Genomic DNA, 25,306 nt, shown 5'->3' on the forward strand with positions numbered 1-25,306 from the left:
TGGCGGGGATGCTGGCGGCGCTGAAGGACGCGCGTACCGAAAGCCATCCGGCCTGATGCCCGCGGCATCCGCCTCCCGGGCCTCCCGCTGGCTGAGCGAGCCGCTGGAGGCGCTGCTGCTTGAACGTGCCAGCGCGCCGCCGCAGGAAGCCGAGCCTGACTTCGACCTGCTCATCGTTGGCAGCGGCTATGGCGGCGCGGTCGCTGCCGAGCGCTTCTCGCGCTGCACTGACGAGCAGGGCCAGCCGCTGCGCATCGCGGTGCTGGAGCGCGGCCGCGAATACCTGCCCGGCAGCTTTCCGCAGCACTTTGCCGAGCTGACCGGCCATGTGCGCACAGTTGGCCCCTCGGGCCAGCCCATGGGCTTCGGCGACGGACTCTTCGATCTGCGCGTCGGCCCCGATATGGTGGTCGTGCAGGCCAGCGGCTTGGGCGGCGGCTCATTGATCAATGCCGGCGTGATGCTGCCTGCGCGCGAAGAGGTGTTCACCGCGCCGCACTGGCCCGCGAGCCTGCGCCGCGACCCGGCCCAGATGCGCGCCTGGTACGAGGATGCAGGCCGCGCGCTCGGCAGCCTGGACGCGCAGGGCGAGCCGAACACCATCGATCGCCTGGCCGGCTTCAAGCCGCGCCGCGCCGATTTTTTCGCCAGCCTGGCCGATGGTGCCCAGGCGCCCGTGCGCCGCGTGCCGATCACGGTGGCGCTGGATGCGCAGCCGCTCAGCCCCGCCGGCCTGGACCTCAGTCGATGCGTCGCCTGCGGCGACTGCGCCACCGGCTGCAACCATGGCGCCAAGCAGTCCTTGGACACCAGCCTGCTCGTGCAGGCGCAGCAGCGTGGTGTGCGCCTGTTCAGCGGGGCCAGCGTGGTCCGGCTCGAGCCGTCCGGCGTGACGGGCTGGCGCGTGTGGGTCGAGCACAGCAGCGAGGCGCTGCGCCGGCGCGAAAGCGGGCCGACGGCACTGACCGCAAGGCGCGTGGTGCTGGCCGCCGGCACGCTGGGTTCCACCGAGATCCTGATGCGCTCGCGCGATGCCGGCGGCCTGGCGCTGTCTGATCGCCTGGGCCGCCAATTCAGCGGCAACGGCGACCTGATCGCCGCCGCAGTCGAAGCGCCGGTGGACCTGCACGCGCTGGCCGACGAGCAGCAGGCGCCGAATGCACGCGAGGCCGGCCCGACCATCACTGCGATGCTGGACGCACGCGGCGCCGCGCTGGATGGCAGCCACTTCATCGTGCAGGACCTGGCCGTGCCCGGTCCCTTGAGCTGGACCTTCGAGGAAGGCTTCGCGCTGGCCGAGACGCTGGAATCGCTGGCCGGCGGCGATGCCGCGCGCCATCAGGCCGGCTTCTCCTTCGATGATGCGCTGACGATCCGACCCGAGCGCAGCCGGCGCCTGCTGCCGCTGGCCATCATGGGCCTGGACAGCGCCAGCGGCGAGCTGCGCCTGCCCGAGGCCGCCGAGCGAACCGGGGCCTTGACGGTGCACTGGCCCGGCGCGCGCGACGACCCCGCGGTGCAGCAGCGCCATGACTGGCTGGAACAACGCCTGCAGCGCCAAGGCGCACACCTGATCCCCAACCCGATGTGGCGGCTGCTGCCGGCCGAGATGGCCCTGCTGATCGACGATCAGAAAGGCCCGATGCTCAGCGTGCATCCGCTGGGCGGCTGCGCCATGGGCGACGATGCGACGCGCGGCGTGGTCGATGAATACGGCCGCGTCTATGCCGGCCGCAGCGGCAGCGCGGTGCACGAGGGCCTGGTGGTGCTGGACGGCGCCATCGTGCCCGGCGCGCTGGGCGTCAACCCGGCGCTGACCATCACCGCGCTGGCCTTGCGCGCGCAGGCCACGCTACGCCGCGTCTGGGGCTGGCAGGAAACGCAGCACAGCAGCCCTCTGCCCAAGCCCGCGCCGCGGCTCGTGTTCCGCCCCATCCCGGTCGACCGCGCGGCCGCTCAGCAGCCCACCGAGGCCGAGCTGCGCGAGCGCCTGGGCGGCTTCGTGCGCCTGCCCGGCGCGCCGGGCGGCGAGGTGAAGTACCTGGAGCTGACCTTCGTCTATGAGCCGCTGCCCCTGCGCCAGCTGCTCAAGGCCGGGCCTGAGCGGCGGCTGCGCTGCGCTGATGACGGCCAGAGCCGGCTGCGCCTGTTCGACGCCTGGCCCGACCCGGATGCGCCGGGGCACTACATGGTGGTCAAGGCCGATAGCGCACGCGGCAAGGGCAAGCTGTGGATGCACGCCGAACGTGCCGATGCCGACGCACGCTGGATCGCGCCGCTGCGCAGCGCCGAGCTGGCGGTGTTCCACCGTGAGGCCAGCAGTGCCTGGCAGCGCCGCAGGCGCGGCCTGTTGGCCTGGTTTCTGAACCGTGGCTGGCGCGACAGCCTGTTCGCGCTGCAGGATGCCTGGGCCCAGCGCCAGGCGCCCAGGCCCGGCCAGGCCTCGGTCTGGCATCGAGTGAAGACGCAGGCCGTCCACGCCTGGAACCTGGCCTCGCATGCCGGCCAGGTGCGGCGCATGGACTACACGCTGGAGATCGGCGAGAGCGCCGCCACGCCGGCCTGGGCACGGCCGCTGCAAGGCCTGCAGCTGCAGGGCGGCAAGCGCATCAGCTACACACGCCGCGGCAATCCCTGGAAGCAGCTCAGCACGCTGACGCTGGATGTCAGCGGCCCGCTGCGTGCGCCCAAGGGCCGCGCGGCGCCGGTGCTGGAGCTGGACCTCTACTACCTGGCGCGCCAACGCCAGCCGCTGTTGCGCATCACCCGCGCGCAGGACCTGCCCAGCGTGATCCGTGATGTGGGCCAGCTGATGGCCTATGTCACGCGGCTGCTGCTCCAGGTGCACGTCTGGACCTTCCGCCTGCCTGACGAAGCGCCGCCGCGCAAGCCGGAGCGCCTGCCTGGCGCGGTTCCGGGCCTGCCCGCGCCGGAGATCAGCGAGATCGCCGTCGGCCGCCGCGGCGAGGCGGGTCAGCAGCGCCGCCCGGTGGGCCGCAAGCCGCGCGGCGATGACGACGAGCCCGTGCACATCCGCCTGACGCGCTACCGCCAGGACCAGCGCGTGGCGCCGGCGGGGCACGGCGAGCGCTGGGCCGCCGGCCAGCCTATCCTGATGATCCACGGCTACAGCGCCAGCGGCACCACCTTCGCGCATCACTCGGTGCAGCCTGGTCCGGCCCAGCTGCTGTGGGATGCGGGCTTCGATGTGTGGGTGCTGGACATGCGCACCAGCGCGGGCCTGGACAGCGCCAAGCTGCCCTGGACCTTCGAGGAGTGCGCGCTCAACGACATTCCGGTTGCCGTGGACGCGGTGCGCCGCGCCACCGGCCGCGACAAGATCGATGTCTTCGCGCACTGCATGGGCTCGGTGATGCTGCAGATGGCGCTGCTGCAGCCCAGGGAGCAAAAGGGCATCGAGCACTTTTTCGCGCTGCGCGAGAAGCTGATGCACGAGCATCCGATCCGCCGCCTCGTGATCTCGCAGGTGACGCCCAAGATGATCATGTCACCCACCAACGCCTTGCGCGCGCACCTGATGCTCTATCTGCGGCCTTGGCTGCCGATGCTGCAGGATTTCGCCTTCCGACCCGAGGGCCAGCGCACTCTGCAGGATCAGCTGATCGACCGCCTGCTGTCCAGCCTGCCCTATCCGGACGCCGAGTTCGACCTCGAGAACCCGCCCTTTCCCAGCCTGAAGAAAACGCCCTGGGTGGCGACGCGCCACCGCATGGACATGCTCTATGGCCGTGACTTCGCGATCACCAATGTGGATCAGCCGGTGTTCGACTTCATCGACGACCTCTTCGGCCCGCTGAACATGGACACGGTAGCGCAGGCCATCCACTTCGCGCGCGTCAACGAGATCACCGACTGGCGCGGCGCCAGTCTCTACCTCGACGACATGGCCAAGGTGCTGGCCCAGCTGGAAGCCTTTCCCATCCTCTCGATCCACGGCCAGGACAACGGCCTGTGCCAGGCTGAAAGCGGCGAGTTGACGAAAGACCTCTACGAGCAGCTGGCCCCCGGCCGCTACCGCTTCAAGGTGATCCACGGTCATGGTCACCAGGACTGCCTGATCGGCCGCCATGTGCGCGAGAAGGTTTTCGTCCATGTGCTGGACTTCCTGTTCGAGGAGCAACCCTGATGGCCCGGCTGCATGAGTTGCGCAGCGCGGCGCCGCCGCTGCACCGCGTCGAGCGCGTAATCGAGCGCCAGGCGCAGGAGGAAGGGGGCGATCAGCTGCGCGTGCTCACCGCGCTGCGCCCCGAGCTCGGCTGGCCGCGTGCCTGGGCCTGGCTGCCTGTGCGCGAGGACGCAAAGGCCGGGCGCTATGTACCGCTGGACCCGCTGAAGCCCTTGAGCCAGCAGGTGCAGCTTCAGCCTTTTGAATCGCAGCCCGGCGAGCCGGGGGCGGCCTTGCGCAGCAGCTTGCCCGCCCGCTGGCTACCTGCCGAAGCGGGCTCCGGCCTGCTGTGCCTGTTCGTCTATGCCGACGAGCGGGAACAGCGTGTCGAAGGCCTGCACGAAACGCCGGACCTCGAAACCGCGCTGCGCAGCGCGCTGGCCGCCGGTCTGGTGGCGCTGCGCCATGCCTTCGTCACCCGCCCGGCCGAGGCGCCGGAGGAAGGCAAGCTGAGCTTTGTGCTGGCCGCCTGCCAGTTCCCGCCGGGCTTGCTGGACACACTGCAGGGCGCCGAGATCGACCCGCGCCGCGCCGGGCCGGCCGATGCATCGCTGGCGCGGCTGCTGGCCTTTACGCGCGGCCATCCGGCCGGTGCTGCGGTGTCGCTGCTGCTGCTTGCGGGCGACCAGATCTATGGCGATGCTAGCGGCGGCGTGGCCGATGCGGCCAACAGCGTGGACCGCTATGCCATGCCTTACCGCGCGTTCAAGGCCGGCCTGGTGCGCCATCTGCCGTCGACGCTGGAGCGCATCGTCCATGCGCCCGACGACCACGAGATCATCGACAACTGGGAGCCGAAGCTGCTTGCCGATGGCCGCTGGGACCGCGGGCCCTGGGCTGAGGAGGCTCTCGCCGCGGCCTGGGCGGCGCGCTGGGAGCCTGGCGCACGCGCAGGGTTGTTCGAGCGCTTCTGGCATCCGTTCGACTGGCGCGGCGCCAGCTTCTTCATCGGCGACTCACGGACCGAACGCGAGCCGCGGCCGCTGGCGCGCTTGCTGCGCGCGCAGATGATCAGCAGCGCGCAGCGCGCAGCTTTCGCCGCCTGGCTGGCGCACAGCTCGGCAGCCGGCCGACCGCGCTTCGTGCTGACCGGCTCGATGCTGCTGCCGCGTCGCCTGGCCACAGCCGAGCACGCGGCCAGCGCGCTGCACTCCGACGCCTGGGACGGCTACCCAGCCTCGCTGCACTGGCTGCTGGGCGAGCTGTGGCGGCAGCGGGCTTCGAATGTCGTCTTTCTTTCCGGCGACGAGCACCGCTCCGGCTTCATCAGCGCCAGCATCCGCCGGGCCGATGGCGCCGAGCCCGAGCGGGCGGTGCAGCTGCACTCCATCCACAGCTCGGCGCTGTATGCGCCCTGGCCTTTTGCGGTGACGCCCGCCGAGGCCCTGGCTGCGCCCGAGGCCTTCGACTTCCCCGGCCCCGAGGGTCAGGTCTTGCGCTGCACGGTGAGCGCCTGGCACGATTGCCCCGGCGACGGCTTTGCGCTGCTGCAGGCTGAAGGCGCTACGCTGCGCCTGTGGTTCGACCGGGCCGAGCGCCCCTTGCATGAGGGCGCGGTGCTGCCGGCTGCGGATGCGGTGCTGGATTTGAGTTGAGGTGATGACGGAGCAAACCTTGGACGATCTGCAGCAAATCCATGTGCCGGGCCTGCTGCTGCGGCCCTTTGTGGACAGCGATGCGCCTGCCTTTGCGGCTGCAGCGCTTGAGTCTGTGGAGACGGTCGGGCGCTGGATGCCCTGGTGTCACGCCGGTTTCGGCGCGGAGACGGCGCTGGCCTGGTTTGCCGCATGCCGCAGCGGCCGCGAGGCTGGCAGCGCCTACGAATTCGGTGTTTTCGATGCCGCCAGCGGCGAGCTGGTGGGCGGTGTCGGCCTGAACCTGATCAACCTTCAGCATCGCTACTGCAACCTTGGCTACTGGGTGCGGCAGTCGCGACAAGGGCAGGGCATTGCGACGCGCTGTGTGCCGGCACTGACGCAGCTGGCCTTCGGCATGCTCGCGCTGCATCGCATCGAGATCGTGGTCGCGGTGGGCAATGCCGCCAGCGAGCGCGTGGCGCTCAAATGCGGTGCCACGTTCGAGGCATTGGCACGCAAACGGCTGCTGCTGCATGGTGAGCCGGTGTCTGCCTCGATCTTCTCCATCGTTGCGCCTTGATCCAGCCCCGGCGCCCAGCCGCTAGCATGCACGCATGAATCCCGCTGCCCCCTCGTCTGCCCGCGCCGACCTGCCGGTGCTGTTGCTGCTGGCCTCGCTGCTGCTGCTGGGCCTGCTGGCCTGGTCCGGCTGGCAGCCTTACGACCGCGCCACCTGGGCGATGGAGGTGGCGCCCGTCTTCATCGCGCTGCCGCTGCTGTGGGCCAGCTACCGTCGCTTTCCGCTCAGCAGCTTGCTGTATGTCTGCATCTTTGTGCACGCCTGCGTGCTGATGCTGGGCGGCGCCTACACCTATGCGCGCGTGCCGCTGGGCTTTGCGCTGCAGGACTGGCTGCAGCTGCAGCGCAACCCCTACGACAAGATCGGCCACTTCATGCAGGGCTTCGTGCCGGCCCTGGTGGCGCGCGAGATCCTGCTGCGCGGCGCCTATGTGCAGGGCCGGCGCATGCTGTCCTTTCTGTGCGTCTGCGTCGTGCTGGCGATCAGCGCCAGCTATGAGCTGATCGAATGGGGCGCGGCGCTGGCTCTGGGCCAGGGCGCTGACGAATTCCTGGGCACCCAGGGCGACCCCTGGGACACGCAGTCCGACATGTTCCTGGCGCTGATCGGTGCCGGCGTGGCCCTGCTCCTGTTCACGCGGCTGCAGGACCGGCAGATTGCCGCGCTTTCGCGCTAGCTCATCGGAAGAGAAAACGGCATGTACGAGGCCAAGCACCAGCCGCTGATACCGCCTGAACGCTTCATGCGCCGGGTGCTCTTGCACGCTGGCGCCGGGGCAGCCTTGCTGCTGGCGTCGCTGGCGCTGGGCATGGGCGGCTATATGCATTTCGAGAACCTGGCCTGGCGCGACGCCTTCCTCAACGCGGCCATGCTCTTGGGCGGCATGGGGCCGGTGGACGCGCCGCGCAGCGATGCGGGCAAGGTCTTCGCGGGGCTTTATGCGCTCTATGCCGGACTTGTGTTCCTGATCGTTGCCGGATTGATCGTTGCGCCAGTTGCGCACCGGGTGCTGCACAAATTCCATTGGGATCGTTAGGGCCTGCGGCGTGCGTGGCTCGGGGATCATCCGGTCGGCGCGCCGTCCTGGCGCGTCGCAGAATCGAAGTCACGATGAACACCACCCGCACTTCCACCCAGCCCCTGCTGTTCCAGACGGCCGATCTGCAGGCGCGCGAGCTCACCGAGGCTGAGCTGCCTGAACTGCAGGCCTTCTACGACGCCAACCCCTTCTACTTCCAGACCATCAACGGCCACCCTGCGGGGCCGGACGATGCACGCATCGATTTCGAGGAGCGCCCGCCGGCGCACATGAGCTTCAGCCGCCAGTGGTTCATCGGCCTGCGCTTGCACGAGCAGCCCGATGCGCCTCTCGGAGGTGTGGCCATCGTGGTGTCTGACCTGGTGGCCCGGCAGGTCTGGCACCTGTCGCTGTTCCTGATCGCGACACCGCTGCACGGTCAAGGCATTGCGGCGCCCGCCTACCAGGCGCTGGAGTCCTGGGTGAGCGGCCAGGGCGCGCGCTGGCTGCGCCTGGGTGTGGTGCAGGGCAATGCGCGGGCCGAGGCCTTCTGGGCGCGGCAGGGCTACGCAGAGCTGCGCACCCGAGAAGGCGTGGACACGGGCGGGCGCATCAACACTTTGAGCGTGCGGCTGAAGCCACTGCAGGCCGGTGCGGGGCTCGATGACTACCTGCGCCTGGCGCCGCGGGATCAGCCGGGGTCCAACTTGCCCTGAGTCGGGCGGGGCCCGACCGCAAACGCTTCAACTTCCCGCGCTCCTCGGGTCAGGGTTTGCGCGGCAGTCGCGTGCAATCAGGGGGTCATGATCAGCACGCTGTCGTTGCGGTTGTCGGTGTCGGCGCTGGCCCGCACGCTGGTGTTGAACAGCAAGCCTTGTGTGACGCCCGGTGCAAAACGGTAGGGCAGCGTGAACACCAGGGTGCCATCCTTGGGCAGGCTCGGAAGTTCCATCACCCCCACCTTCAGTTCCGTCGGGCACAGGGCTCCACCGGAGGCGCTGCAAGTGATCGTGCCGAGCGTGGGTGCGCTGGCCGCGGGATTGCTCAGCAGATCGATGCCCAGGCGCGCATCCGTCGACGCGTCCGGGCCCTTGTTGCTCACCGTGAGCACATAGGCAAAGGCGCCACCGGGCGGAACGGATGTGCTGGGGCCGGTGGCCTGCACCGCCACATCAACGCTGTAGGCCTTGAAGCCGACCGATTGGCTGCTGCTGGACATGTGGCCGCCATTGCTGGTGCTGGCGGACGCCGCCACATTCACCGTGCTGCTGGTGCCCAGTTTGACCATGCCAACCAGATCGAAGGTGAGCGAAGCGCCGGGCTGCAGATTGCTGACAGTCATGCGCGAGCCCGTGGCCGGGCAGGCGGAGGCGGCGTTGTCAGACTTGCAGTTGACCACCTTCAGGTCTTGCAGCACCGCGTCGGCCGTGATGTTGAAGTCGGTCGTGCCAGCCACGCCCTTGCCGATATTGCTGAGCTTGACGGTGGCCATGGTCTGCAGGCTGCCCGAAGGGACCGGGTTGGCGATCGGCTTCACCAGAACCGCCAGTTCGGCCGCGTTGACGGGCGGGGGAGGGATCACTTCGGTGCCACCGCTACCACCGCCACCACAGGCACTGAGCACGGCAGCGGCCGATAGCGTCATCGCGAGCAGCAGCGGGCGATGACGGGGGCTGGAGGCGATCTGGGCGGCGTGCGTGTTCATGGAATTCCTCGGAGGCGTTTGAAAGGCGGGTGGGGTTTCGGGTGCGGCGGCGTTGTGCGGCCGGTGCGTCGCACTGCGTCGAGGCAATGTGGACAGCGATGAAAAAGTGTAGGAGCGCGGGGTCCGCATGTCTGTGTAGGTTTTGTACAGCCGCCGCCATCGGGGCTGTCACAGACCGTCACACAGGCCGTACGCGAGCAGCACAGACAGCGGCGGTGGCAGTTTCGACAATTCGATCCGTCAACACATCAACCCAAACGGAGACCCCTCATGTCCAAGCCCAACACCGCCACGCTCACCACTTCGGCCCGCGGCGCCGCACTCATCGTGGCTGTCGGAATCACGCTGAGCCTGTTCTCTGTGATCGTCAACGAAGCGCAGGCGCAGAGCTGGGGCACCGGCGAGCGCCGTGCCGAGCCCAGCACCATGGTGCGTGTGCTCTCGGCCACGCCCAACCTGGACCGCATCAGCGAGACCCGCCAGCAATGCAGCTACGAAACCCAGCAGGTGCCGGTGAGCACGGCTGGCAGCAGCGGGACGGGCGGCGCGGTTCTTGGCGCGCTGGCCGGCGGCCTGCTGGCCAGCCAGGTGGGCAAGGGCACGGGCAAGCATGTGGCCATTGCGGCGGGCAGCGCGACCGGCGCCTTGATCGGCAAGAACATGGCCGAACAGGCGGGCAGCACCAGCTATGTGAACCAGCAGGTCCAGGTGTGCCGCCCGGTGACGCAGTGGCGCGAGCAGGTGCGCGACTACACGGTGCGTTATGCCTACCAGGGGCAGGAGTACACGGTGAACCTGCCGCAGCATCCGGGCGAGTGGCTCAAGCTGACCGTCTCGCACGGCGTCACGCCGATCTGATCGTCCAGCCAGCCCTCAGGTCAGCGGCCATTGCAGCAACAAGCGCGCACCACCCAGCGGGGCGGCGCCCATTGTCGCGCTGCCACCATGCGCTTCAGCCACCCGCCGCACGATGGCCAGCCCCAGGCCAAAGCCCCGGCTGCCGCGCTCCTTGACGCGGTTCAGGCGCTTGAAGGGCTGGAACACCGCTTCACGCAAGGCCTCGGGCACGCCCTCGCCGTCGTCATCAACCGCCAGCAAGACCTGGCCCTCATGCACCCAGGCCGACAGCAGAATGCGTGAGCGCGCATGCCGGGCGGCGTTGCGCAGCGCATTGCGCAGCGCGTAGGGAATCAAGCGCGCATCGAAGCTGAGCGAGGGCGGCAGACGAAGCTCGGTGGCGAGTTGCTTGCCACCCAGCAGCGGTGCCAGGCTGTGCGCCTCCCGCTCCAGCAAGACCTGTAGATCGCCGGGCTCGGGCTGGGCCTGCAGGGCTCCCATGTCCAGGCGCGCCAGCATCAGGCTGGTATCGATGAGGGTGTCGAGTTCTTCGATATCGCGTTCGCAGGCCTGCACGGCGCGCTCGCGTGTTGCGGCATCGTCCTCGTCCACCAGCGCATCGATGGCGAAGCGCAGGCGCGCCAGCGGGGTGCGCAGCTCGTGAGACACCGCCCCGGTGAGTTCGCGCTGCGCGGCCAAGGCGGCGGCCAGGCGGGCCAGCGTGGCGCGCGCGCCGGCGGCGATGGGGGCGAACAGGCGGCTTTGTGGCTCGGGAATCTGCGTGTCGAAGCGGCCCGCGCTCATTTCGTCTGCGGCGTGCTGCAGCGCGCGCATATCGCGCCAGATCGGGCGCAGCAGCCACCAGGCGATGCCCATCACGGCCAGCGCCAGACCCAACGCGGCCGCCAGCTGCAGCCAGATCTCGCGTGGCAGCTGCAGCCTCGCATGCGGGTTCCAGTCGGCGTTCAGGGGGCCCAGCCGCAGCAGCTGACCCGGCTCGCCCGGCACGGCTGCATAGATGCGTCGGTTGAAGCCTTGCACCACCAGGCCGCCGGTCGCCACAACTTCCAGCTGCGCGGTGCTCAACTCCGTGCTGGGCACGATCGCCACGGGGTAGGCAAACAGCTCGTCCAGCAGCAGCACGCGCTGGCGGCGTTGCGCCTCGGGCAGGGCGGCAAGGTCGCGCACCAGCATGTCCACCGTGCCGCGCATGAAGCGGCGCACATAGTCATCAGTCACGCCATCCACTGCCAGCAGCACCAAGGACTGCACCAGCAGCACCAGCGTCAGTACCGCCAGCCCCAAGCCCAGGGCCACGCGCAACATCGGGGCGCGAAAGCGCACCTCAGTCCTTGGCAAAGAGATAGCCCTGGCCGCGCACCGTCTTGATGCGCGAGGGGGCGTTTGCATCGTCGCCGACCTTCTTGCGCAGGCGCGAGACGCGTGCATCGATGGCGCGATCCAGCCCATCGAATTCCAGGCCGCGCAGGCCCTGCATGATGTCGTCGCGCGTCACCACCTGGCCGGCCCGCTCAACCATGAAGAACAGCAGCTCATACTCGGCCGTGCTCAACTCCACCCGCTCGCCCGCCAGGCGCACATCACGTGCCGCCGGCTTGATCTCCAGCGCGCCGAACACCAAGGTGTCGCTCGGCGCGGCTGCAATTGCGGCGGTGTCGCGGCGCAGCAAAGCCTTGATGCGCGCCAGCAGCACGCGCGGGGCGACCGGTTTGGTGATGTAGTCGTCGGCGCCGCCCTCCAGGCCGAGCACCTGGTCGATGTCGTCGTCGCGTGCGGTCAGCATGACGATGCGGCCGCTGTAGTCGCGGCGCACATCGCGCAGCACCTCAAAACCATCCTTGCCGGGCAGATGACCATCCAGCAGCACCAGCTCGAAAGCCTGGCTGCGCAGAAGGCGCTCGCCCTCCAGGCCGTCGGCGCAGTGCTGCACCGCATAGCCGGCCTTGCGCAAGGCCTCGGCCACCAGTTCGGCCAGGCGTTCATCGTCCTCGATCAGCAGAATGCGGGCGGATTCCATGCTGGCGAGTGTAGGCAAAAGCGCTGCGCTTCAACCCCGGTTGCACTGGTCCGCAGCAGCGGGTGCCGCATGTCTTTCTCATTCGCCAGCGAATGCGCATGCGCCTGCGGCACCGCGGCACTCACTTGGGGCGATAGATCGCGCAGAGCTTGTGCCCGTCGGGGTCGCGCACATAGGACAGGTGCAAGGCGCCCATGGCGCCTTCGCGCAGGCCGGGCGGGCCTTCGATCGAAGTGCCGCCATGGGCCACGGCCACATCATGGAACTCTCGCACCTGCTCGGCCGAGTTGCACTTGAAGCCCAGCGTGCCGCCGTTGGCGTAGGTCGCTTCCTCGCCGTTGATCGGCTCGGTCACGCCGAAGGTGCTGCCTTCGTGGCGGTAGAACAGCCGGGTGTGGCCTGTGGCCGACTGGTTGCGCACCGGCTCGCCGGCGCCGAGCACGCCCAGCACCGCGTCGTAGAAGCGCTTGGAGCGCTCGATATCGTTTGAACCCACCATCACGTGATTGAACATGGCCTTGTCTCCTCAGGGTTGTTTGTCCAAGGCTGTCGATGCTAACGGTGTCGGCGGCAATCTGCGCAGTCCGGCGGCGGGGTGCAGGCGCTTGAGCCTCAGCCCTGTGCGGTGGCCGCCCCCGGCGTCTGCCGCACCGGCACCGCGATGTCGCCATGCGCCGCCAGCCATTGCAGGCCGGGCTCGCCGTCGCCTTGCGAGGGGTGGAAGTCGGGGCGCAGATAGGCCTTCCAGGCCTTGTGGGTGCAGCGCACGAAGCCCTCGCGGCCGAAGGTCATGCGCCAGGCGCTGGCCCAGGTGGAAGGCCGCCACCAGCTGCCGTCGTGCCAGAGGTTGTTGAGTGTCTGGCGCAGCAGGTCGCAGCTGAAGTGCCAGGACACCAGCCAGAACAGGCGCCGGCGCCAGGCTTCGTTGCCGCCCAGCGCTCGGTAGAGGTCGAAGGCGGTGCTGCGGTGCTCGCTCTCCTCGCTGGCATGCCACAGCCACAGATCGCGCAGCCGCGGCTCGGCGCCGGCCAGCGGCGTCTCGTGGCACAGCAGGTACTCGGCCAGGATGGCGGTGAAGTGTTCGGTGGCGGCGGTTGCGGCCAGCCAGATGCGTGGGTCCACGCCGTCCAGGCGCTGCATGCGCCGCCGTGCGCGCGGCTCCCAGTGGTTGCGCAGGCCCTGGCGCGCGAGGTGTTCGTTGAACAGCGCGTGGATGCGCCGGTGCGTGGCCTCCTGGCCGATGAAGCCCTGCACCTCGTCGGCAAAGCGCGCGTGGCCGGCCTCGTCGAGCTGCTTCAGCCCCAGGCGCATCGAGTCGATGAAGAACTGCTCACCAACCGGGAAGCTCATCGACAGCGCGTTGAACATCGCGCTGCGGAAGGCGTCGCCGCCGTTCCAGTGGCGCGGCAGCGGGGTCTGCAGGTCGACCAGCAACCGACGCACGATGAGTTCAGCCATGGCTTGTTCCTCAGCTCTGTTGTTGGGGCTTGGTACTGCCGGGTACCAATGCGCGATCTTGGGTGGCATGGCTGGTACTGTCAAGTACCATGCGCCTCAGCATGAATACCCTGACCGATCCGATCCAGGACACTCGGCGGCGCCTGCTCGACGCGCTGGCGGCCATCATCGCCAGCAAGGGCTATGCGGCCACCACCATCGCCGACCTGGTGGCCGAGGCGCGCGTCTCGAAGCGCAGCTTCTATGAGCAGTTCAGCGACAAGGCCGATGCGCTGCTGGCGCTGTACGAGAGCGCCACGCGCCAGTCCTTCGCGGTGCTGCGCGCCGCCATCGACCCGGCGCGCGACTGGCACGACCAGCTCGACCAGGCGCTGGGCGCCTATTTCGCCACGCTGGCGAGCAATCCGCCGCTGCTGCGCACGCTGTTCGTCGAGATCATGGCGCTGGGGCCGCGCGGCCTTGCGGTGCGGCGCCAGTCGGCCGAGGCCTTTGCTGACTTCATCGTCCAAGTGGCCGGGCCGAGCCTGCCCAAGCCGCTGGCGCTAGCCATCGTTGGCGGCATCCACGAATGGGTGCTGCAGGCTGTGGAGGCCGACGCGGTGGCGGGCCTGCCCGCGCTGACGGCGCCGGCCTCGCGCCTGGTGCGCGCGGTGGTGGATGCATCGGCGGCGGGCGATGCAGCGCCGCGCTAGCGCTGGCCCTACAGCGCCGGCACCAGCTTCACTGCCAGACGCTTGCCGCTGGCGATGATGTCGAATAGGCGGTCTATGTTCGGATGGCTGCCCGGATGGGCGCGTGCGGCCTCGGTGTGTTCGGCGAACAGGCGCAGGCCTTCTTCGGCGGCCGCCGCGTCAATATGGCCACAATGGCGCGCGGCCAAGGCCGCATAGACGGCCAACGCGCCGGCCTTGCCGGGCTTGTTTTCTATCGTCGCTACCCACTCGCCGGCGGCGTCCAGCAGATGCAGCTCGGCCAGATGGGCCGCGGGCGGGAGTTGCTTTAGCGTGTCGGCGAAGGCCATGGTCAGCGCAGCGTGCAAGGTTGGGATGGCCGCCATTGTCCTGGCATGTCAGCTGGGCCGCTGGGCGGGCGTGACCCACTGCACGCTTGCACTGTCGTGCCGGGGCGCTGGCGGCTCAGGCTCGGGTAGCCTACGTGTGCGCGGCTCGCCGCTCGCCCAGCCGCCACGCTGCGGCAAGGCCAAGGCCTGCTTTTCTCCCTTATGCTGTGTCAACTTCCTTTTGCTACGAGCCCCGAACCCTGACAGCGCCCATGCAAGGCTTTCGCACGATTCGTTTTACGGCAGGTTGGCGATGAAACGAGCGCTGCCCACACTGGGCTGGCTGCTGGCGCTGTGGCTGATGGTGTCAGCCGCGCAGGCCGCCGAGCCGCCCAAGTCGTCTGTGTCGGCCACATCGCCAGCGAGCAGCCTGGGCCTGGGCGGGCCGACGCAGGCGTTGACGCAGTACAAGATCGACAGCTGGCAGACCGAGCAAGGCCTGCCGCTCAACACCGTGCAGGCCTTGCTGCAGACCCGCGACGGCTATCTGTGGATCGGCACCGCGGGCGGCCTGGCGCGGTTCGACGGCGTGCGCTTCACCAGCGTCGATGCAACACAGGCGCCCGATGTGGCCTCGCAGCCGGTGTTCGGCCTGATGGAAGACCGCGAGCAGCAGCTCTGGATCGGCCACAGCAAAGGCGCACTGGTCTACCGCCAAGGCAGCTTCCACAGCGTCATCAGCACCGAGCAGACCGCCGGCCGGCGTGTCTGGGCGTTTGCGCAGGCGGGCGACGGCTCAGTGTGGGCCGCCAGCGAGAACGGGCTGATGCACTTGCGCGAGGGCAAGCTCGTCAAGCGCTACCAAATGGCCGACGGCCTGCCGACCTTGCGGCTGCGCAGCCTGGCCTTCGACCGCGAGGGCGTGCTGTGGATCGGCACCAGCGGCGGCGGCCTGGTCGCGCTGGAGAAAGGCGGCCAGTTCCGCATCCTGAATCCGGACACCGGCTTCCCGCATCTGCAGGTGCGTCATGTGCTGGCCGATCCGCACAGCGGCGTCTGGGCCGCCACGGCCGGCGGCGGCCTGGTGCATGCGACGCCCGGTGGCCAGCGCGTCTACACCGTGGCCGACGGTCTGCCGACCGACCATCTGACGGCGCTGGCGCGGGATGCCAAGGGTGCGCTGTGGATCGGCAGCTGGGGTGCTGGCGTGGTGCGCATGAACGCCGAGGACGGTCGCTTCAGCGCGATCTCCAGCGCCGAAGGTCTGGCCGGCAGCCAGATCTGGTCCGTCCTCAGCGACCGCGAGGGCAGCGTCTGGGTGGGCACCTGGGTGGGCGGGCTGAACCGCCTGCGTAACCGCCCCTTCACCGTGTTCGGCACGCCGGAAGGCTTGGCGCACGACAACGTGCGTGCGGTGCTGCATGGCCGCGGCGGTGTGAGCTGGGTGTCGACGGCGGGCGGCGGTCTCAGCCGCATCGAAGGCGAGCGCATCAGCACGCTGAGCAAGAAGGACGGCCTGCCGACAGACGAGGTGTCGGCCCTGCACGAGGACGCCGATGGCACGCTGTGGATCGGCAGCTACACCACCGGGCTGGCGCGGTTGCGCACCGGCCGCATCGACAGTTTCAGCATCGAGCAGGGCCTGCCCGGCGTCGAGGTGCGCTCGGTGCTGCGCGACCGGAGCGGCACGCTGTGGGTGGGCACGCGCGCCGGCCTGGCGCGTTTCAACGGCCAGGGCTTCGAGGCGGTGCAGGCTCCCGGCCTGCCGCAGGAAGGCGTGGTGGCGATGCTGCAGGACCGCAGCGGCACGTTGTGGCTGGGCACCACCGGCGGTGGTCTGGTGAGCTATCGCGAAGGCCGCTTCAAGACACTGACGACGGGCGATGGCCTGCTGTCGAACTGGATCATGGCCTTGCATGAGGATGCCGATGGCACGCTGTGGATCGGCACCAATGGCGAAGGCCTGAACCGTCTGCGCGATGGCCAGCTGCAATCGATACGCAGTGCCGACGGGCTGTGGGACGGCGTGGTGCAGACCATTCTGGAAGACAGCGCCGGCAATCTGTGGATGACGTGCAACCGCGGCTTCTTCCGCGTGGCGCGTGCCGAGCTGGATGCCTTCGCGCAGGGCCGCATCAAGAAGGTCAGCTCGGTGGGCTACGGCCCCGGCGATGCGCTGCGCGGCACCACCTTTGCCGGCGGCCTGCAGCCAGCGGGCGCGGTCGACAGCCGCGGGTGGCTCTGGCTGCCCTCGGCCAACGGACTGGTGATCGTCGACCCGGCTCGACTGCCGGGGGCAGGCCCAGCACCGGCCGTTCGGATCGAGCCTGTCGTGCTGGACGGCGTGGCTCGCGTGGCCAACGCCGGCATCGTGCTGCCGCCCGATGCGGCGCCGCTGACCTTGCGTTACACCGCGATGACGCTGCTCTATGCCGAGCGCGTGCGCTTCCGCTACCAGCTCGAAGGCCTGACACGCGACTGGGTCGAAGCCGGCAGCAACCGCGAGGCGGCCTTTCCGGCCTTGCCGCATGGCCACTACCGCTTCCGCGTGGCGGCCTCCACCGATGGCGGCCTAAACTGGGGCGAGCCCTCGGCGCCGCTGGACATCACAGTGCAGCCGCACTTCTACCAAACCCGTTGGTTCATCGCGCTGATGCTGCTGGCCGCGGTGGCGGGCATCGTGCTGTTCGAGCGTCTGCGTGCGCGCCATCAGCACGCCAGGCAGGCCGAGATGGAGCGACTGGTGGCGCAGCGCACCGAAGAGCTGCGCCTGGCCAACGAACATCTGCAGCGCCTGTCCTTTGTCGATTCACTGACCGGCCTGGCCAACCGCCGCCGCTTCGACGAAGCGCTGGACAACGCGTGGCGCCGCGAGCGCCGCACCCACACGCCGCTGGCGCTGGTGATGGCCGATATCGATGCCTTCAAGCGCTACAACGATCTGCTGGGCCACCCGGAGGGCGACCGCTGCCTGGCGGCCGTGGCCGGCGTCTTCACGCAGGCGGTGGCACGCGCCGGCGATCTGGCGGCGCGCTATGGCGGCGAAGAGTTCGTCGTGCTGCTGCCCGGCGTGGACCGTGCCGGCGCGCTGGCGCTGGCCGAGCAGATCCGCGCCGGCTGCGAGGCGCTGGCGCTGGCGCATCCCGACTCGCCGGTGGCGCCGGTGGTGACGCTGAGCCTGGGCGTGGCGGCCTGCGTGCCCGGCCAGGACGGCAGCGTCGAGGCCCTGCTGGAGCAGGCCGACGCGGCGCTCTACCAGGCCAAGCAGGCCGGCCGCAACCGGGTGCGCTGAAGGGCGATCAGCCCGACTCGCAAGCTGAGCAATATTTCACGCTGCATTGCAAGTCCACTGTTGCAGCACCATCGGGGCAGCGCCTGAATCCATGCTCAGCCTGCCTGCCCGATGGCAAGATGCACTGAGCGGCGCGCTGTGATGAACAACGTGCCCTCGCCTCGGACATGCGCCAGGGCGTCACCAGGGAGTTCCAGAAACATCGCTCGGTCTTGCGTTCCCCCGTTGGGAGCCGACCGCCTCTTGCAGGATTGGAGGATTGGATGCGTTTCAAGGGAAATCATTGCGCGACGCCCCGGCTTCGCAGGGCCCTGATCGGGGCCGCTGCCGTGCTTGGCAGCGTGGCCTCGCAACACAGCCTGGCGCTGGACTTCAGCTACAGCGGCTTCGCCACGCTGGCCCTGGGGCGAAGCTCCGGCGCTTGCACCGAAGGCGCGCTGTCAGACCGCTACAACCTGGGTTGCACCCGCTTCATCGCTGACTGGGCCCATGCGGGTGTCTATCGGGATACCTGGAGTGCCAAGCAGGAGTCCCGCGCCGGCCTGCAGGGCACGCTGCGGCTGAGCCCCGAGCTCAGCGCCACCGCACAGGTCACGGCGCGGGCCCTGGAAGATCAGCATCTCAACCTCGAGTGGGCCTACCTCAGCTACAAGTTCAGCCCGAGCCTGACGCTGCAGCTGGGCCGAAAGCGGCTGCCGCTGTATTACTACTCCGACTTTCAGGACATCGGCTACGCCTACAACACCGTGCGTCCGAGCCCGGATGTCTATGGCTGGGATGTCGTCAACTACAACGGCGCAAGCCTCAGCCACAGCAGCAACTTCGGCGAGCTTTCGGTGCGCAGCGAGCTGCTGCTGGGCAGCGAGAACAGCCGCGACAACGCCTACTCGAAGATGGTCGTCAACGATCCCAAGGATGTGCGCTGGAGCGGCATCGGCGGGGCCGCGGTCGAAGTCTCTTACGACTGGTTCTCCGGGCGCCTGAGCTATGTGCGGAGCAAGTTCCGCCAGATTGATCGCGCCACGGGCGCCGTGGAGGTCGACCCTTCCGGCCCGCGGCAGAGCTTTCTGGGCCTGGCACTCAACGGCGATGTGGGCAACTGGGTCATCCGGACCGAGTTCGGCAGCTCGGATCGCGACTTGATCGGCTACAAGGCCAAGTTCTACCTGGCGACGGTCGGCTACCGCCTCGGCGATTTCACGCTGACGGGCGGCAGCAGCGCTTATCGCGAAACCGCTGCGGCGGGCTCTGGCTACAACCCGGTCAAGCTGCGCAGCGAGCTGCTTGCCCTGCGTTACGAACTGCACAAGGGCGGTGCCCTGAAGCTGCAGTTCGACCGTGTTCGCGACCAGGGCGCGCCGGCTTATGTCGGCAATTCGCGCTTGCTCAGCGCGACCTACGATGTCGTGTTCTGAGCCCATGGCATCGAGCCATCGATTCAGTTTGAGGAGTACCCGATGATGGACGGACTTGGATACCGGACTGTGGCCGCTGCGCTCTTGCTGGGCTGCAGCCTCTCGGCTTTTGCGCAGGTTGCTGTGATCGTCAACCCGAAGAGCCCGCTCACCGCCTTGACGTCTGAGCAGGCGGCGGCGGTGTTCCTGGGCAAATCGGCTTCCTTGCCAGGTGCGGGCCTGGCGCAACCGGCGGATCTGCCGGATGCCAGCGCGGTGAGGGAGCTGTTCTACACCAAGGCTGCGGGCAAGACCGCCGCTCAGGTGAAGGCCGCCTGGGCGCGCCTGACCTTCTCCGGCAAGGCCTCGCCGCCCAAGGAGTTGTCCAGCGCGGCTGATGTGAAGAAGCATGTGGCGGGCAATGTCGATGCGATCGGATACATCGAGAAGTCCGCGGTCGACAACACGGTGAAAGTGGTGCTGGTCATTGACTAGCGGCTGCTGACGCACCGGGGCGGCGCGCCCGGCCTGTTTCAGCGCGCTGCGGCAGCAGCAGCCTCGGCGCGCCGCAGCGCCGCCTGAGCGGCCAGGGCGCTGTCGCCACGCGCCTGATACAGCAGCTCCAGCTCCTCGAAGACAAACGCATCCGGCGTGCCGGCGGCCTCGTTTTCGCGGGCCAGGCGCAGCTGGATCGCCAGCGCTTCATCGATGCGGCCCAGGCTGCGCAGCGTCCAGGCCACCATCCAGTGCGCCACGCGCTCGCGCTGGGCGTCGCCCTGTTCGGCCCGCAGCGCCGAGGCCTGCTGGAACTGCACAAGGGCTTCGGCGAAGCGCTGCTGCCGGTGCAGGGCCAGGCCCAGGTTGTTGCGCAGTGAAGCCTCCCAGCGGCGCGCCTGCGGCTGCCTGGAGGCCAGCGCAATGGCCAGCCCCTGCTCGGCCCAGCGCGCCTGCTCGGCCGGCGCCTGGTCGACGAAGGCGAACATATGCACCGCGTCCACCGCCAGAGCGTCCAGCCCGGCCTCGCGCGCCAGGCGCAGTGCGCGTTCGAAGGCGGCGCGGGCCAGGGCCTTGTGCTCGGGCGTCAGCTGCTCGGGCGTGTGGGTGGCCGAGGCATGGCTGCGACCCAGCTCCAGCGCATGGCGCACCTGGACCTCGGCGCCGGCCTTGGGCAGGTGCGCTTCGACCTGTTCGCGCAGCAGGCGGCGCGCCGCCTCGAAATCACGCCGCAAGCCCAAGCTGCGCGCGATCTGCGTCTGCAGGATCAGGGCCTCATCGCTGGCGGGTGGCAGCGTCGCAAGCGCGGCGCGGAAACGCTGCTCGCTCAAGGCCGGCTGGCGGAAGTCCCACAGCGCCTGGATGTCCAGCGCGCTTGCGGGCAGCGCGGCCAGCAGGCCCAGTGCCAGCACGCTGACCCGGCTGAACTTCATGCCGCGAAGCTGAAGTCGTCCACCGCCACGGCCGCGTTGCGGCGCCCCGGATAACGGAGCCAGCGCAGCGAGAGATTGAGGTCGAGCACGACCTGGGCAGCGTCCAGCCTGCGGCCGTCGCCGACATCGAAGCTGGCGGTCGTGTGGGCATCTTCCAGCAGCGTCAGGTCATAGCCGCGCTCCAGCGCCGCATAGGCGGTGGCGCGGATGCAGGCATTGGTCATCGCACCGGCCAGCACGATGTGGGCCGCGCCCAGCTCGGCCAGCAGCGCGTCCAGCGGCGTGTCCTCGAAGCCCGAGTTGTAGCGCTTGTGGATGCATGCCTCGTCGTTGCCGGGCTGGAGCTCGGGCACCCATTGCCAGGCTGCGCTGCCCTGAGGCAGGCGCTCGTCATTGCTGTGCTGCACCCACACCACCGGCACGCTGGCGGCGCGCGCCTTCTGCACCGCATGGGCGATGCGGGCGATCACGGGCTGGCGCTCCCAGGCCTCGACCATCACGCCGACCTGCACGTCGACGATCATCAACACTTGTTTGCTGCCGGGGCGGATGGTGGCCATGAGGGGTGCGCTTTCGAGAGAGTGATGCAGCGAGGGCTGCCCTGACTGACCATTGTCGGCCAGCCAGCCTCGCCGTCAGCGCGCCGCCAGCTGTGGCCGCGCTGCGCTGCAGCTGGCCAGCTCGAAGGGCAGTTCGCGCCATTTGGCATCGCCGTCACCGGCCGCTGCGCCTGCAGCGCATGCCTTGGTCTTCAGCATGGCGTTCAGCGCTTGTGTCTCGCGCGGCGCCAGGCGCGGCAGCTTGGCCGTCAACAGCAGCTGCATGGCCTGCTGCGGCGTGGCCGCGTCGGCTTCAGGCACGGGGCCCAGCAGCGTCTGGGTCTGCCGGGCCTCGGCCAGAGCCGCGGCGGGCTTGGCGCCGCTGCGCCGCTTCTTCAGATAGGCCAGGCCCAGCTCCATCGCCGCGTAGCCGCGCGCGGCCGAGGTGGTGAAGGGCTTGCGGAAGGCCGCGGTGTAGAGCGCTTCGACTTCGGGCCAGCGCGACTTGTCGGGGCTCAGCGTGGGGCACAGCGCGGCATCGAACTTGGTCGACAGCTCGGGGGCGAAGTCCATCCAGCAGGCGCCGCCGGCGGTGACGCGCAGCCCGGTCTCGCGGCGCAGCGTCGCGGCGGTGGTCTCCGCCACGCGCGGCGCCACGCGGCCGGTCTGCAGCACCAGATCGCCGAGTGCGAAGCGCTCGGCATTGCTCGACACCATCGGGATGCCGGCCTGGCCCAGCACGGCGGGCGCCGTGCCGACCACGCACCAGCCGCCCAGCACGATGTCGACCTTGGCGGCCGCCAGTGCCTTGGCGCTGGCCTCGGCCTTGGCGGCATCGCAGCCGCTGTCCATCAGCACCAGGGTCGGGGTCGGATTGATCGGAAAGGTCTTCAGGGCCAGCAGCATGCCCTCGTGGATCTCCTGCGCCTGGCTGGGGCTGGGCCAGCTCTGCGGCACGATGGCGCCGATGCGGGGCGCCGCTGGCTGAGCGGCCACAGCGGCGGCCACGCCGAGCAGGGCCGCACCGAGCAAGACCTGACCCCGTTTGCGTTTGATCGAAAGCGCGTGGGCGTGCATGAAGTTGGCATCCTCCTGCGGCGTGAATTGCCGCGCGCGAACGGTATGCCAGGCGCCGGCATCGCCAGCTCAGGAACTACCCGAAGCCTGACGCGGCCCCGTGCGCTTTCTCACGGCCCGGGCGGGCGCGCTTTAGTGCCCCGCAGCTGCCAGCGCCTTGGCGATCCGATGCCGCCCCACGGTGGTCTTGGGCACGCGCATCTCCTCGAACCACTGGCGCACGTCCTGGTCCAGGCCGATGCCGTGCATGTAGTTGTAGATGGCCTTCTTCAGCGCGCGGCCCAGCAGGTCGTGGTCCACGCCGGTGGGATCGACGAAGCCGACATCGTTCATCGCGAACGGGCTGTCGGGCAGCGGCAGCAGGCTGACGCCGAAGTCTTGCGGGCGCTGGCCCACGGGCGAGTGCACAGTGCAGGCAAAGCGGTGGAAGAAGCCGCTGTGGATGCAGCCGTTCAGGAATAGCTGGCGCACATACTCCAGCGCATCGACCGTGTCCTGCACTGTCTGCGTGGGGAAACCGTACATCAGGTAGGCGTGCACCAGGATGCCGGCATCGGCAAACGCCTTGGTGACGCGCGCCACCTGCTCTACCGAGACGCCCTTGTTCATCAGCGTCAGCAGCCGGTCACTCGCCACTTCCAGGCCGCCGGAGATGGCGATGCAGCCGCTGTCGGCCAGCTGCTGGGCCAGCGCGGGCGTGAAGGTTTTTTCGAAGCGCACATTGCCCCACCAGCTGATGGCCGGGTTGCCGCGCCGCTGCAGCTCGGCCGCCAGCGCCTTCAGCGCCTTGGGCGGCGCAGCCTCGTCGACGAAGTGGAAGCCGGTCTGGCCGGTCTCGGCCACCACCGCCTCGATGCGGTCCACCAGCACCTCGGCTGAGGCCGCTTCGTAGCGCGAGATGTAGTCCAGCGAGACGTCACAGAAGCTGCACTTCTTCCAGTAGCAGCCATGTGCCACGGTGAGCTTGTTCCAACGCCCGTCGCTCCACAGCCGGTTCATGGGGTTGAGCATGTCCAGCAGCGACAGATAGCGGTCCAGCGGCAGGCCGTCCCAGGTGGGCGTGCCCACTTCGTCGAAGGGAATCTCCGGCTCGCCAGCGAAGTTGATGTAGCGCACCTGGCCTGTTTCATCGCGCACGAAGGTGCGCACCAGGCGTTGCTTCGAACGCTTGCCTTGGCAGTGCTCCAGCAGCGCCAGCAGCGGGCGCTCCCCGGCGTCCAGCGTGATGTAGTCGATATGGTCGAACACGCGCGGCTCGCGCAGTTCGCGCAGCTCGGTGTTGACGAAGCCGCCGCCCAGCACCGTGACGATGCGCGGATTGGCGCGCTTGATCGTCTGCGCGATGCGCAGCGCCGCATAAACCGCGCCGGGGAAGGGCACTGAGAGCAGCACCACATCGGGCGCGTGCTCGTCCAGCGCCGCCAGGGTCAGGTCGTGCAGTGTGCGGTCCACCAGATTGGGCGGCGCAGCCAGCGCCTCGGCCAGCGGGTCGAAGCTGGGCTGGCTGGTGGCCAGCTTTTCGGCATAGCGGACGAACTCGAAGCGCTCATCCACCGCATCGCGCAGCACATCGGCCAGGTCGTTCAGGTAGAGCGTGGCCAGATGGCGCGCGCGGTCCTGCAGGCCGAGAGCGCCGAAGGCCCAGGCCAGCGGGTCTTCGCCTTCTTCATGGCTCAGATAGGAATCCAGCGTGGCGAAGCGCGCGCCCTCGGGCAGCAGCGTGCGGGTGTTGATGCGGTGCGCCAGCGTGGCGTCGCGCCCCTGCAGAAAGGCGATCACGCGCTCGATGCTGGCTTCGTAGCGCGGGTACTCGGCCAGGAACTGCTGCACCTGGGCGCTGTGCCGCGCCGGCGGCAGCGCCTCGGCCGCCTCGCGCAGCTGGGCCAGGCCGGCGCGCGAGAGCAGGCGCAGCACCAGGGCCAGGGCCAGGTCTTGCTGGCGCGCGTCCACGCCGCGCGAACGCAGGAAGCCGGTCAGGTAGGCGGTGGACGGGTAGGGCGTGTTGAGCTGCGTCATCGGCGGGATGAGGCTCAGCACGCGCAGCGATGCAGCGGACATGGATGGCGGCGGGGAGGGCAAGGCTGCCATTGTGCCCGGCCAGGTTGTTTTTCCTGTTCTGCCGCTAGCATGCACAGACCATTCGAGAGGAGATCGCGATGACGATGAGCTACCGCACGCTGGGCAAGAGCCAGCTCAAGGTGTCCACGCTGTGCCTGGGCACGATGATGTTTGCCGACCAGACCGAGCTGGCCGAGGCGCGCTCCATCGTCGACCATGCGGCCGAGCAGGGCGTGAACTTCATCGACACCGCCGATGTCTACTCGCTGGGCCGCAGCGAGAGCATGGTGGGTGAGCTGCTGAAGGGCCGCCGCCACGACTGGGTGCTGGCCACCAAGATCGGCAACAAGATGTCGGAGCGGCCGAACGAATCACGCTATTCGCGCAGCTGGATGCTGCGCGAGTGCGAGGCCAGCCTGCAGCGCCTGGGCACCGACCACATCGACATCTACTACCTGCACCGCGACTTTCTCGACCTCGATCTGCAGGAGGCGCTGCAGGGCCTGGCCACATTGCTGCAGCAGGGCAAGATCCGCTACTGGGCGCTGTCCAATTTCCGCGGCTGGCGCATTGCCGAAGCCGTGCACCTGGCGCGCGCGCTGGGCCTGCCGGCGCCGGTGGCCTGCCAGCCCTATTACAACCTGCTGAACCGCCAGCCCGAGGTCGAGGTGCTGGCGGCCTGCGCGCATCACGGTCTGGGCGTGGTGCCCTACAGCCCGATTGCACGCGGCGTGCTGTCAGGCAAGTACGCGCCGGGTGCGCAGCCGGCCGCGGGCACCCGCGCCGGCCGTGGCGACAAGCGCATGATGGAAACCGAATTCCGCGAGGAATCGCTGCAGATCGCGCAGACGCTGCAGCAGCATTGCCAGCGCAAGGGCGTCGGCCTGACGCATTTCGCCACCGCCTGGGTGCTGGCGCATCGCGCGGTCAGCGCGGTGATCGCGGGGCCGCGCACGCTGGTGCAGTGACAGGACTACTTCGCTGCGTTGGACTGCCGCATCGATGCCGAGGACGAGGCCCTGGTCGACCGCCTGGTGCCGCCCGGCCATCCGTCGACGCCCGGCTACACCGATCCAGCCTATCCCTTCGAGGCGAGAATCAAGGCCTGACTAGCAGGGGT

Annotated in this window: 21 protein-coding genes and 1 pseudogene; 12 read left to right on the plus strand and 10 right to left on the minus strand. The window is 69.1% G+C overall.

What is annotated here, in order from left to right; genetic code table 11:
- The first annotated feature begins 55 nt into the window (after nt 1–55).
- The 6 genes from ACIQ67_RS04555 to ACIQ67_RS04580 all read left to right on the plus strand — a co-directional run bounded on the left by ACIQ67_RS04555 (nt 56) and on the right by ACIQ67_RS04580 (nt 8,077).
- On the plus strand, nt 56–4,147 hold the full coding sequence (locus tag ACIQ67_RS04555) for an alpha/beta fold hydrolase (protein WP_397533172.1): 4,092 nt from the start codon (nt 56–58) through the stop codon (nt 4,145–4,147).
- Entirely contained in the window at nt 4,147–5,781 is a 1,635-nt protein-coding gene (locus ACIQ67_RS04560) for an alkaline phosphatase D family protein (protein ID WP_397533173.1), read from the plus strand. The genes ACIQ67_RS04555 and ACIQ67_RS04560 overlap by 1 nt, the downstream gene beginning before the upstream one ends.
- A 4-nt stretch (nt 5,782–5,785) precedes the next feature.
- Complete coding sequence (locus ACIQ67_RS04565) at nt 5,786–6,343, plus strand: GNAT family N-acetyltransferase (protein WP_397533174.1); 558 nt, start codon at nt 5,786–5,788, stop codon at nt 6,341–6,343.
- Nucleotides 6,344–6,377: 34 nt separating this feature from the next.
- Nucleotides 6,378–7,019, plus strand: coding sequence for a DUF2238 domain-containing protein (locus ACIQ67_RS04570; protein ID WP_397533175.1), 642 nt, complete (start codon nt 6,378–6,380; stop codon nt 7,017–7,019).
- A 21-nt stretch (nt 7,020–7,040) separates the two neighbouring features.
- Nucleotides 7,041–7,379, plus strand: coding sequence for a hypothetical protein (locus ACIQ67_RS04575; RefSeq protein WP_397533176.1), 339 nt, complete (start codon nt 7,041–7,043; stop codon nt 7,377–7,379).
- A 74-nt stretch (nt 7,380–7,453) separates the two neighbouring features.
- Nucleotides 7,454–8,077 (plus strand): GNAT family N-acetyltransferase, encoded by a 624-nt coding sequence (locus ACIQ67_RS04580; RefSeq protein WP_397533177.1) that lies wholly within the window; start codon nt 7,454–7,456, stop codon nt 8,075–8,077.
- 77 nt (nt 8,078–8,154) lie between these two features.
- Here the strand turns inward: ACIQ67_RS04580 and ACIQ67_RS04585 are convergent, their stop codons facing one another.
- Nucleotides 8,155–9,066 (minus strand): hypothetical protein, encoded by a 912-nt coding sequence (locus ACIQ67_RS04585; RefSeq protein ID WP_397533178.1) that lies wholly within the window; start codon nt 9,064–9,066, stop codon nt 8,155–8,157.
- A gap of 270 nt (nt 9,067–9,336) precedes the next feature.
- Between ACIQ67_RS04585 and ACIQ67_RS04590 the strand changes: the two genes are divergently transcribed.
- Nucleotides 9,337–9,924, plus strand: coding sequence for a glycine zipper 2TM domain-containing protein (locus ACIQ67_RS04590; RefSeq protein ID WP_397533179.1), 588 nt, complete (start codon nt 9,337–9,339; stop codon nt 9,922–9,924).
- A gap of 15 nt (nt 9,925–9,939) precedes the next feature.
- Here ACIQ67_RS04590 and ACIQ67_RS04595 read toward each other — a convergent pair whose 3' ends face one another.
- The 4 genes from ACIQ67_RS04595 to ACIQ67_RS04610 all read right to left on the minus strand — a co-directional run bounded on the left by ACIQ67_RS04595 (nt 9,940) and on the right by ACIQ67_RS04610 (nt 13,399).
- Nucleotides 9,940–11,247 (minus strand): ATP-binding protein, encoded by a 1,308-nt coding sequence (locus tag ACIQ67_RS04595; protein ID WP_397533180.1) that lies wholly within the window; start codon nt 11,245–11,247, stop codon nt 9,940–9,942.
- 1 nt (nt 11,248) lies between these two features.
- On the minus strand, nt 11,249–11,941 hold the full coding sequence (locus ACIQ67_RS04600; RefSeq protein ID WP_397533181.1) for a response regulator: 693 nt from the start codon (nt 11,939–11,941) through the stop codon (nt 11,249–11,251).
- Between the two features lie 121 nt (nt 11,942–12,062).
- Nucleotides 12,063–12,455, minus strand: a complete 393-nt coding sequence (locus ACIQ67_RS04605; protein ID WP_397533182.1) for a VOC family protein — start codon at nt 12,453–12,455, stop codon at nt 12,063–12,065.
- Nucleotides 12,456–12,553: 98 nt separating this feature from the next.
- A complete protein-coding gene (locus ACIQ67_RS04610) occupies nt 12,554–13,399 on the minus strand; it encodes a metal-dependent hydrolase (RefSeq protein ID WP_397533183.1) in 846 nt (281 codons plus the stop codon).
- 101 nt (nt 13,400–13,500) lie between these two features.
- Between ACIQ67_RS04610 and ACIQ67_RS04615 the strand changes: the two genes are divergently transcribed.
- Nucleotides 13,501–14,091 carry a TetR/AcrR family transcriptional regulator gene (locus ACIQ67_RS04615; RefSeq protein ID WP_397533184.1) on the plus strand — a complete coding sequence of 197 codons (591 nt, stop codon included), beginning with the start codon at nt 13,501–13,503 and terminating at the stop codon, nt 14,089–14,091.
- Between the two features lie 8 nt (nt 14,092–14,099).
- On the opposite strand, the gene ACIQ67_RS04620 is transcribed toward ACIQ67_RS04615, so the two are convergent.
- On the minus strand, nt 14,100–14,420 hold the full coding sequence (locus ACIQ67_RS04620; RefSeq protein ID WP_397533231.1) for a DUF2322 family protein: 321 nt from the start codon (nt 14,418–14,420) through the stop codon (nt 14,100–14,102).
- 292 nt (nt 14,421–14,712) lie between these two features.
- Here ACIQ67_RS04620 and ACIQ67_RS04625 point away from each other — a divergent pair, with 292 nt between their 5' ends.
- The 3 genes from ACIQ67_RS04625 to ACIQ67_RS04635 all read left to right on the plus strand — a co-directional run bounded on the left by ACIQ67_RS04625 (nt 14,713) and on the right by ACIQ67_RS04635 (nt 19,580).
- A complete protein-coding gene (locus ACIQ67_RS04625; RefSeq protein WP_397533185.1) occupies nt 14,713–17,691 on the plus strand; it encodes a two-component regulator propeller domain-containing protein in 2,979 nt (992 codons plus the stop codon).
- 341 nt (nt 17,692–18,032) lie between these two features.
- Entirely contained in the window at nt 18,033–19,106 is a 1,074-nt protein-coding gene (locus ACIQ67_RS04630) for a porin (protein ID WP_397533186.1), read from the plus strand.
- A 42-nt stretch (nt 19,107–19,148) separates the two neighbouring features.
- Entirely contained in the window at nt 19,149–19,580 is a 432-nt protein-coding gene (locus tag ACIQ67_RS04635; protein WP_397533187.1) for a hypothetical protein, read from the plus strand.
- Nucleotides 19,581–19,618: 38 nt separating this feature from the next.
- Here the strand turns inward: ACIQ67_RS04635 and ACIQ67_RS04640 are convergent, their stop codons facing one another.
- From ACIQ67_RS04640 to ACIQ67_RS04655, 4 genes are all read right to left on the minus strand, one after another.
- Complete coding sequence (locus ACIQ67_RS04640; RefSeq protein WP_397533188.1) at nt 19,619–20,512, minus strand: tetratricopeptide repeat protein; 894 nt, start codon at nt 20,510–20,512, stop codon at nt 19,619–19,621.
- Nucleotides 20,509–21,072, minus strand: a complete 564-nt coding sequence (locus ACIQ67_RS04645) for an isochorismatase family protein (RefSeq protein ID WP_397533189.1) — start codon at nt 21,070–21,072, stop codon at nt 20,509–20,511. The genes ACIQ67_RS04640 and ACIQ67_RS04645 overlap by 4 nt, the downstream gene beginning before the upstream one ends.
- A 75-nt stretch (nt 21,073–21,147) precedes the next feature.
- Nucleotides 21,148–22,128: a hypothetical protein gene (locus ACIQ67_RS04650; protein WP_397533190.1), complete on the minus strand. Its 981-nt coding sequence runs from the start codon at nt 22,126–22,128 to the stop codon at nt 21,148–21,150.
- 132 nt (nt 22,129–22,260) lie between these two features.
- Nucleotides 22,261–24,186 carry a B12-binding domain-containing radical SAM protein gene (locus ACIQ67_RS04655; protein ID WP_397533191.1) on the minus strand — a complete coding sequence of 642 codons (1,926 nt, stop codon included), beginning with the start codon at nt 24,184–24,186 and terminating at the stop codon, nt 22,261–22,263.
- A gap of 104 nt (nt 24,187–24,290) precedes the next feature.
- On the opposite strand from ACIQ67_RS04655, the pseudogene ACIQ67_RS04660 reads away from it, so the two are divergent.
- Nucleotides 24,291–25,295 (plus strand): annotated as a pseudogene (locus tag ACIQ67_RS04660) (aldo/keto reductase).
- Nucleotides 25,296–25,306 lie beyond the last annotated feature (11 nt).

Source organism: Roseateles sp., assembly GCF_044373315.1.
GTDB lineage: Bacteria > Pseudomonadota > Gammaproteobacteria > Burkholderiales > Burkholderiaceae_C > JACDQM01.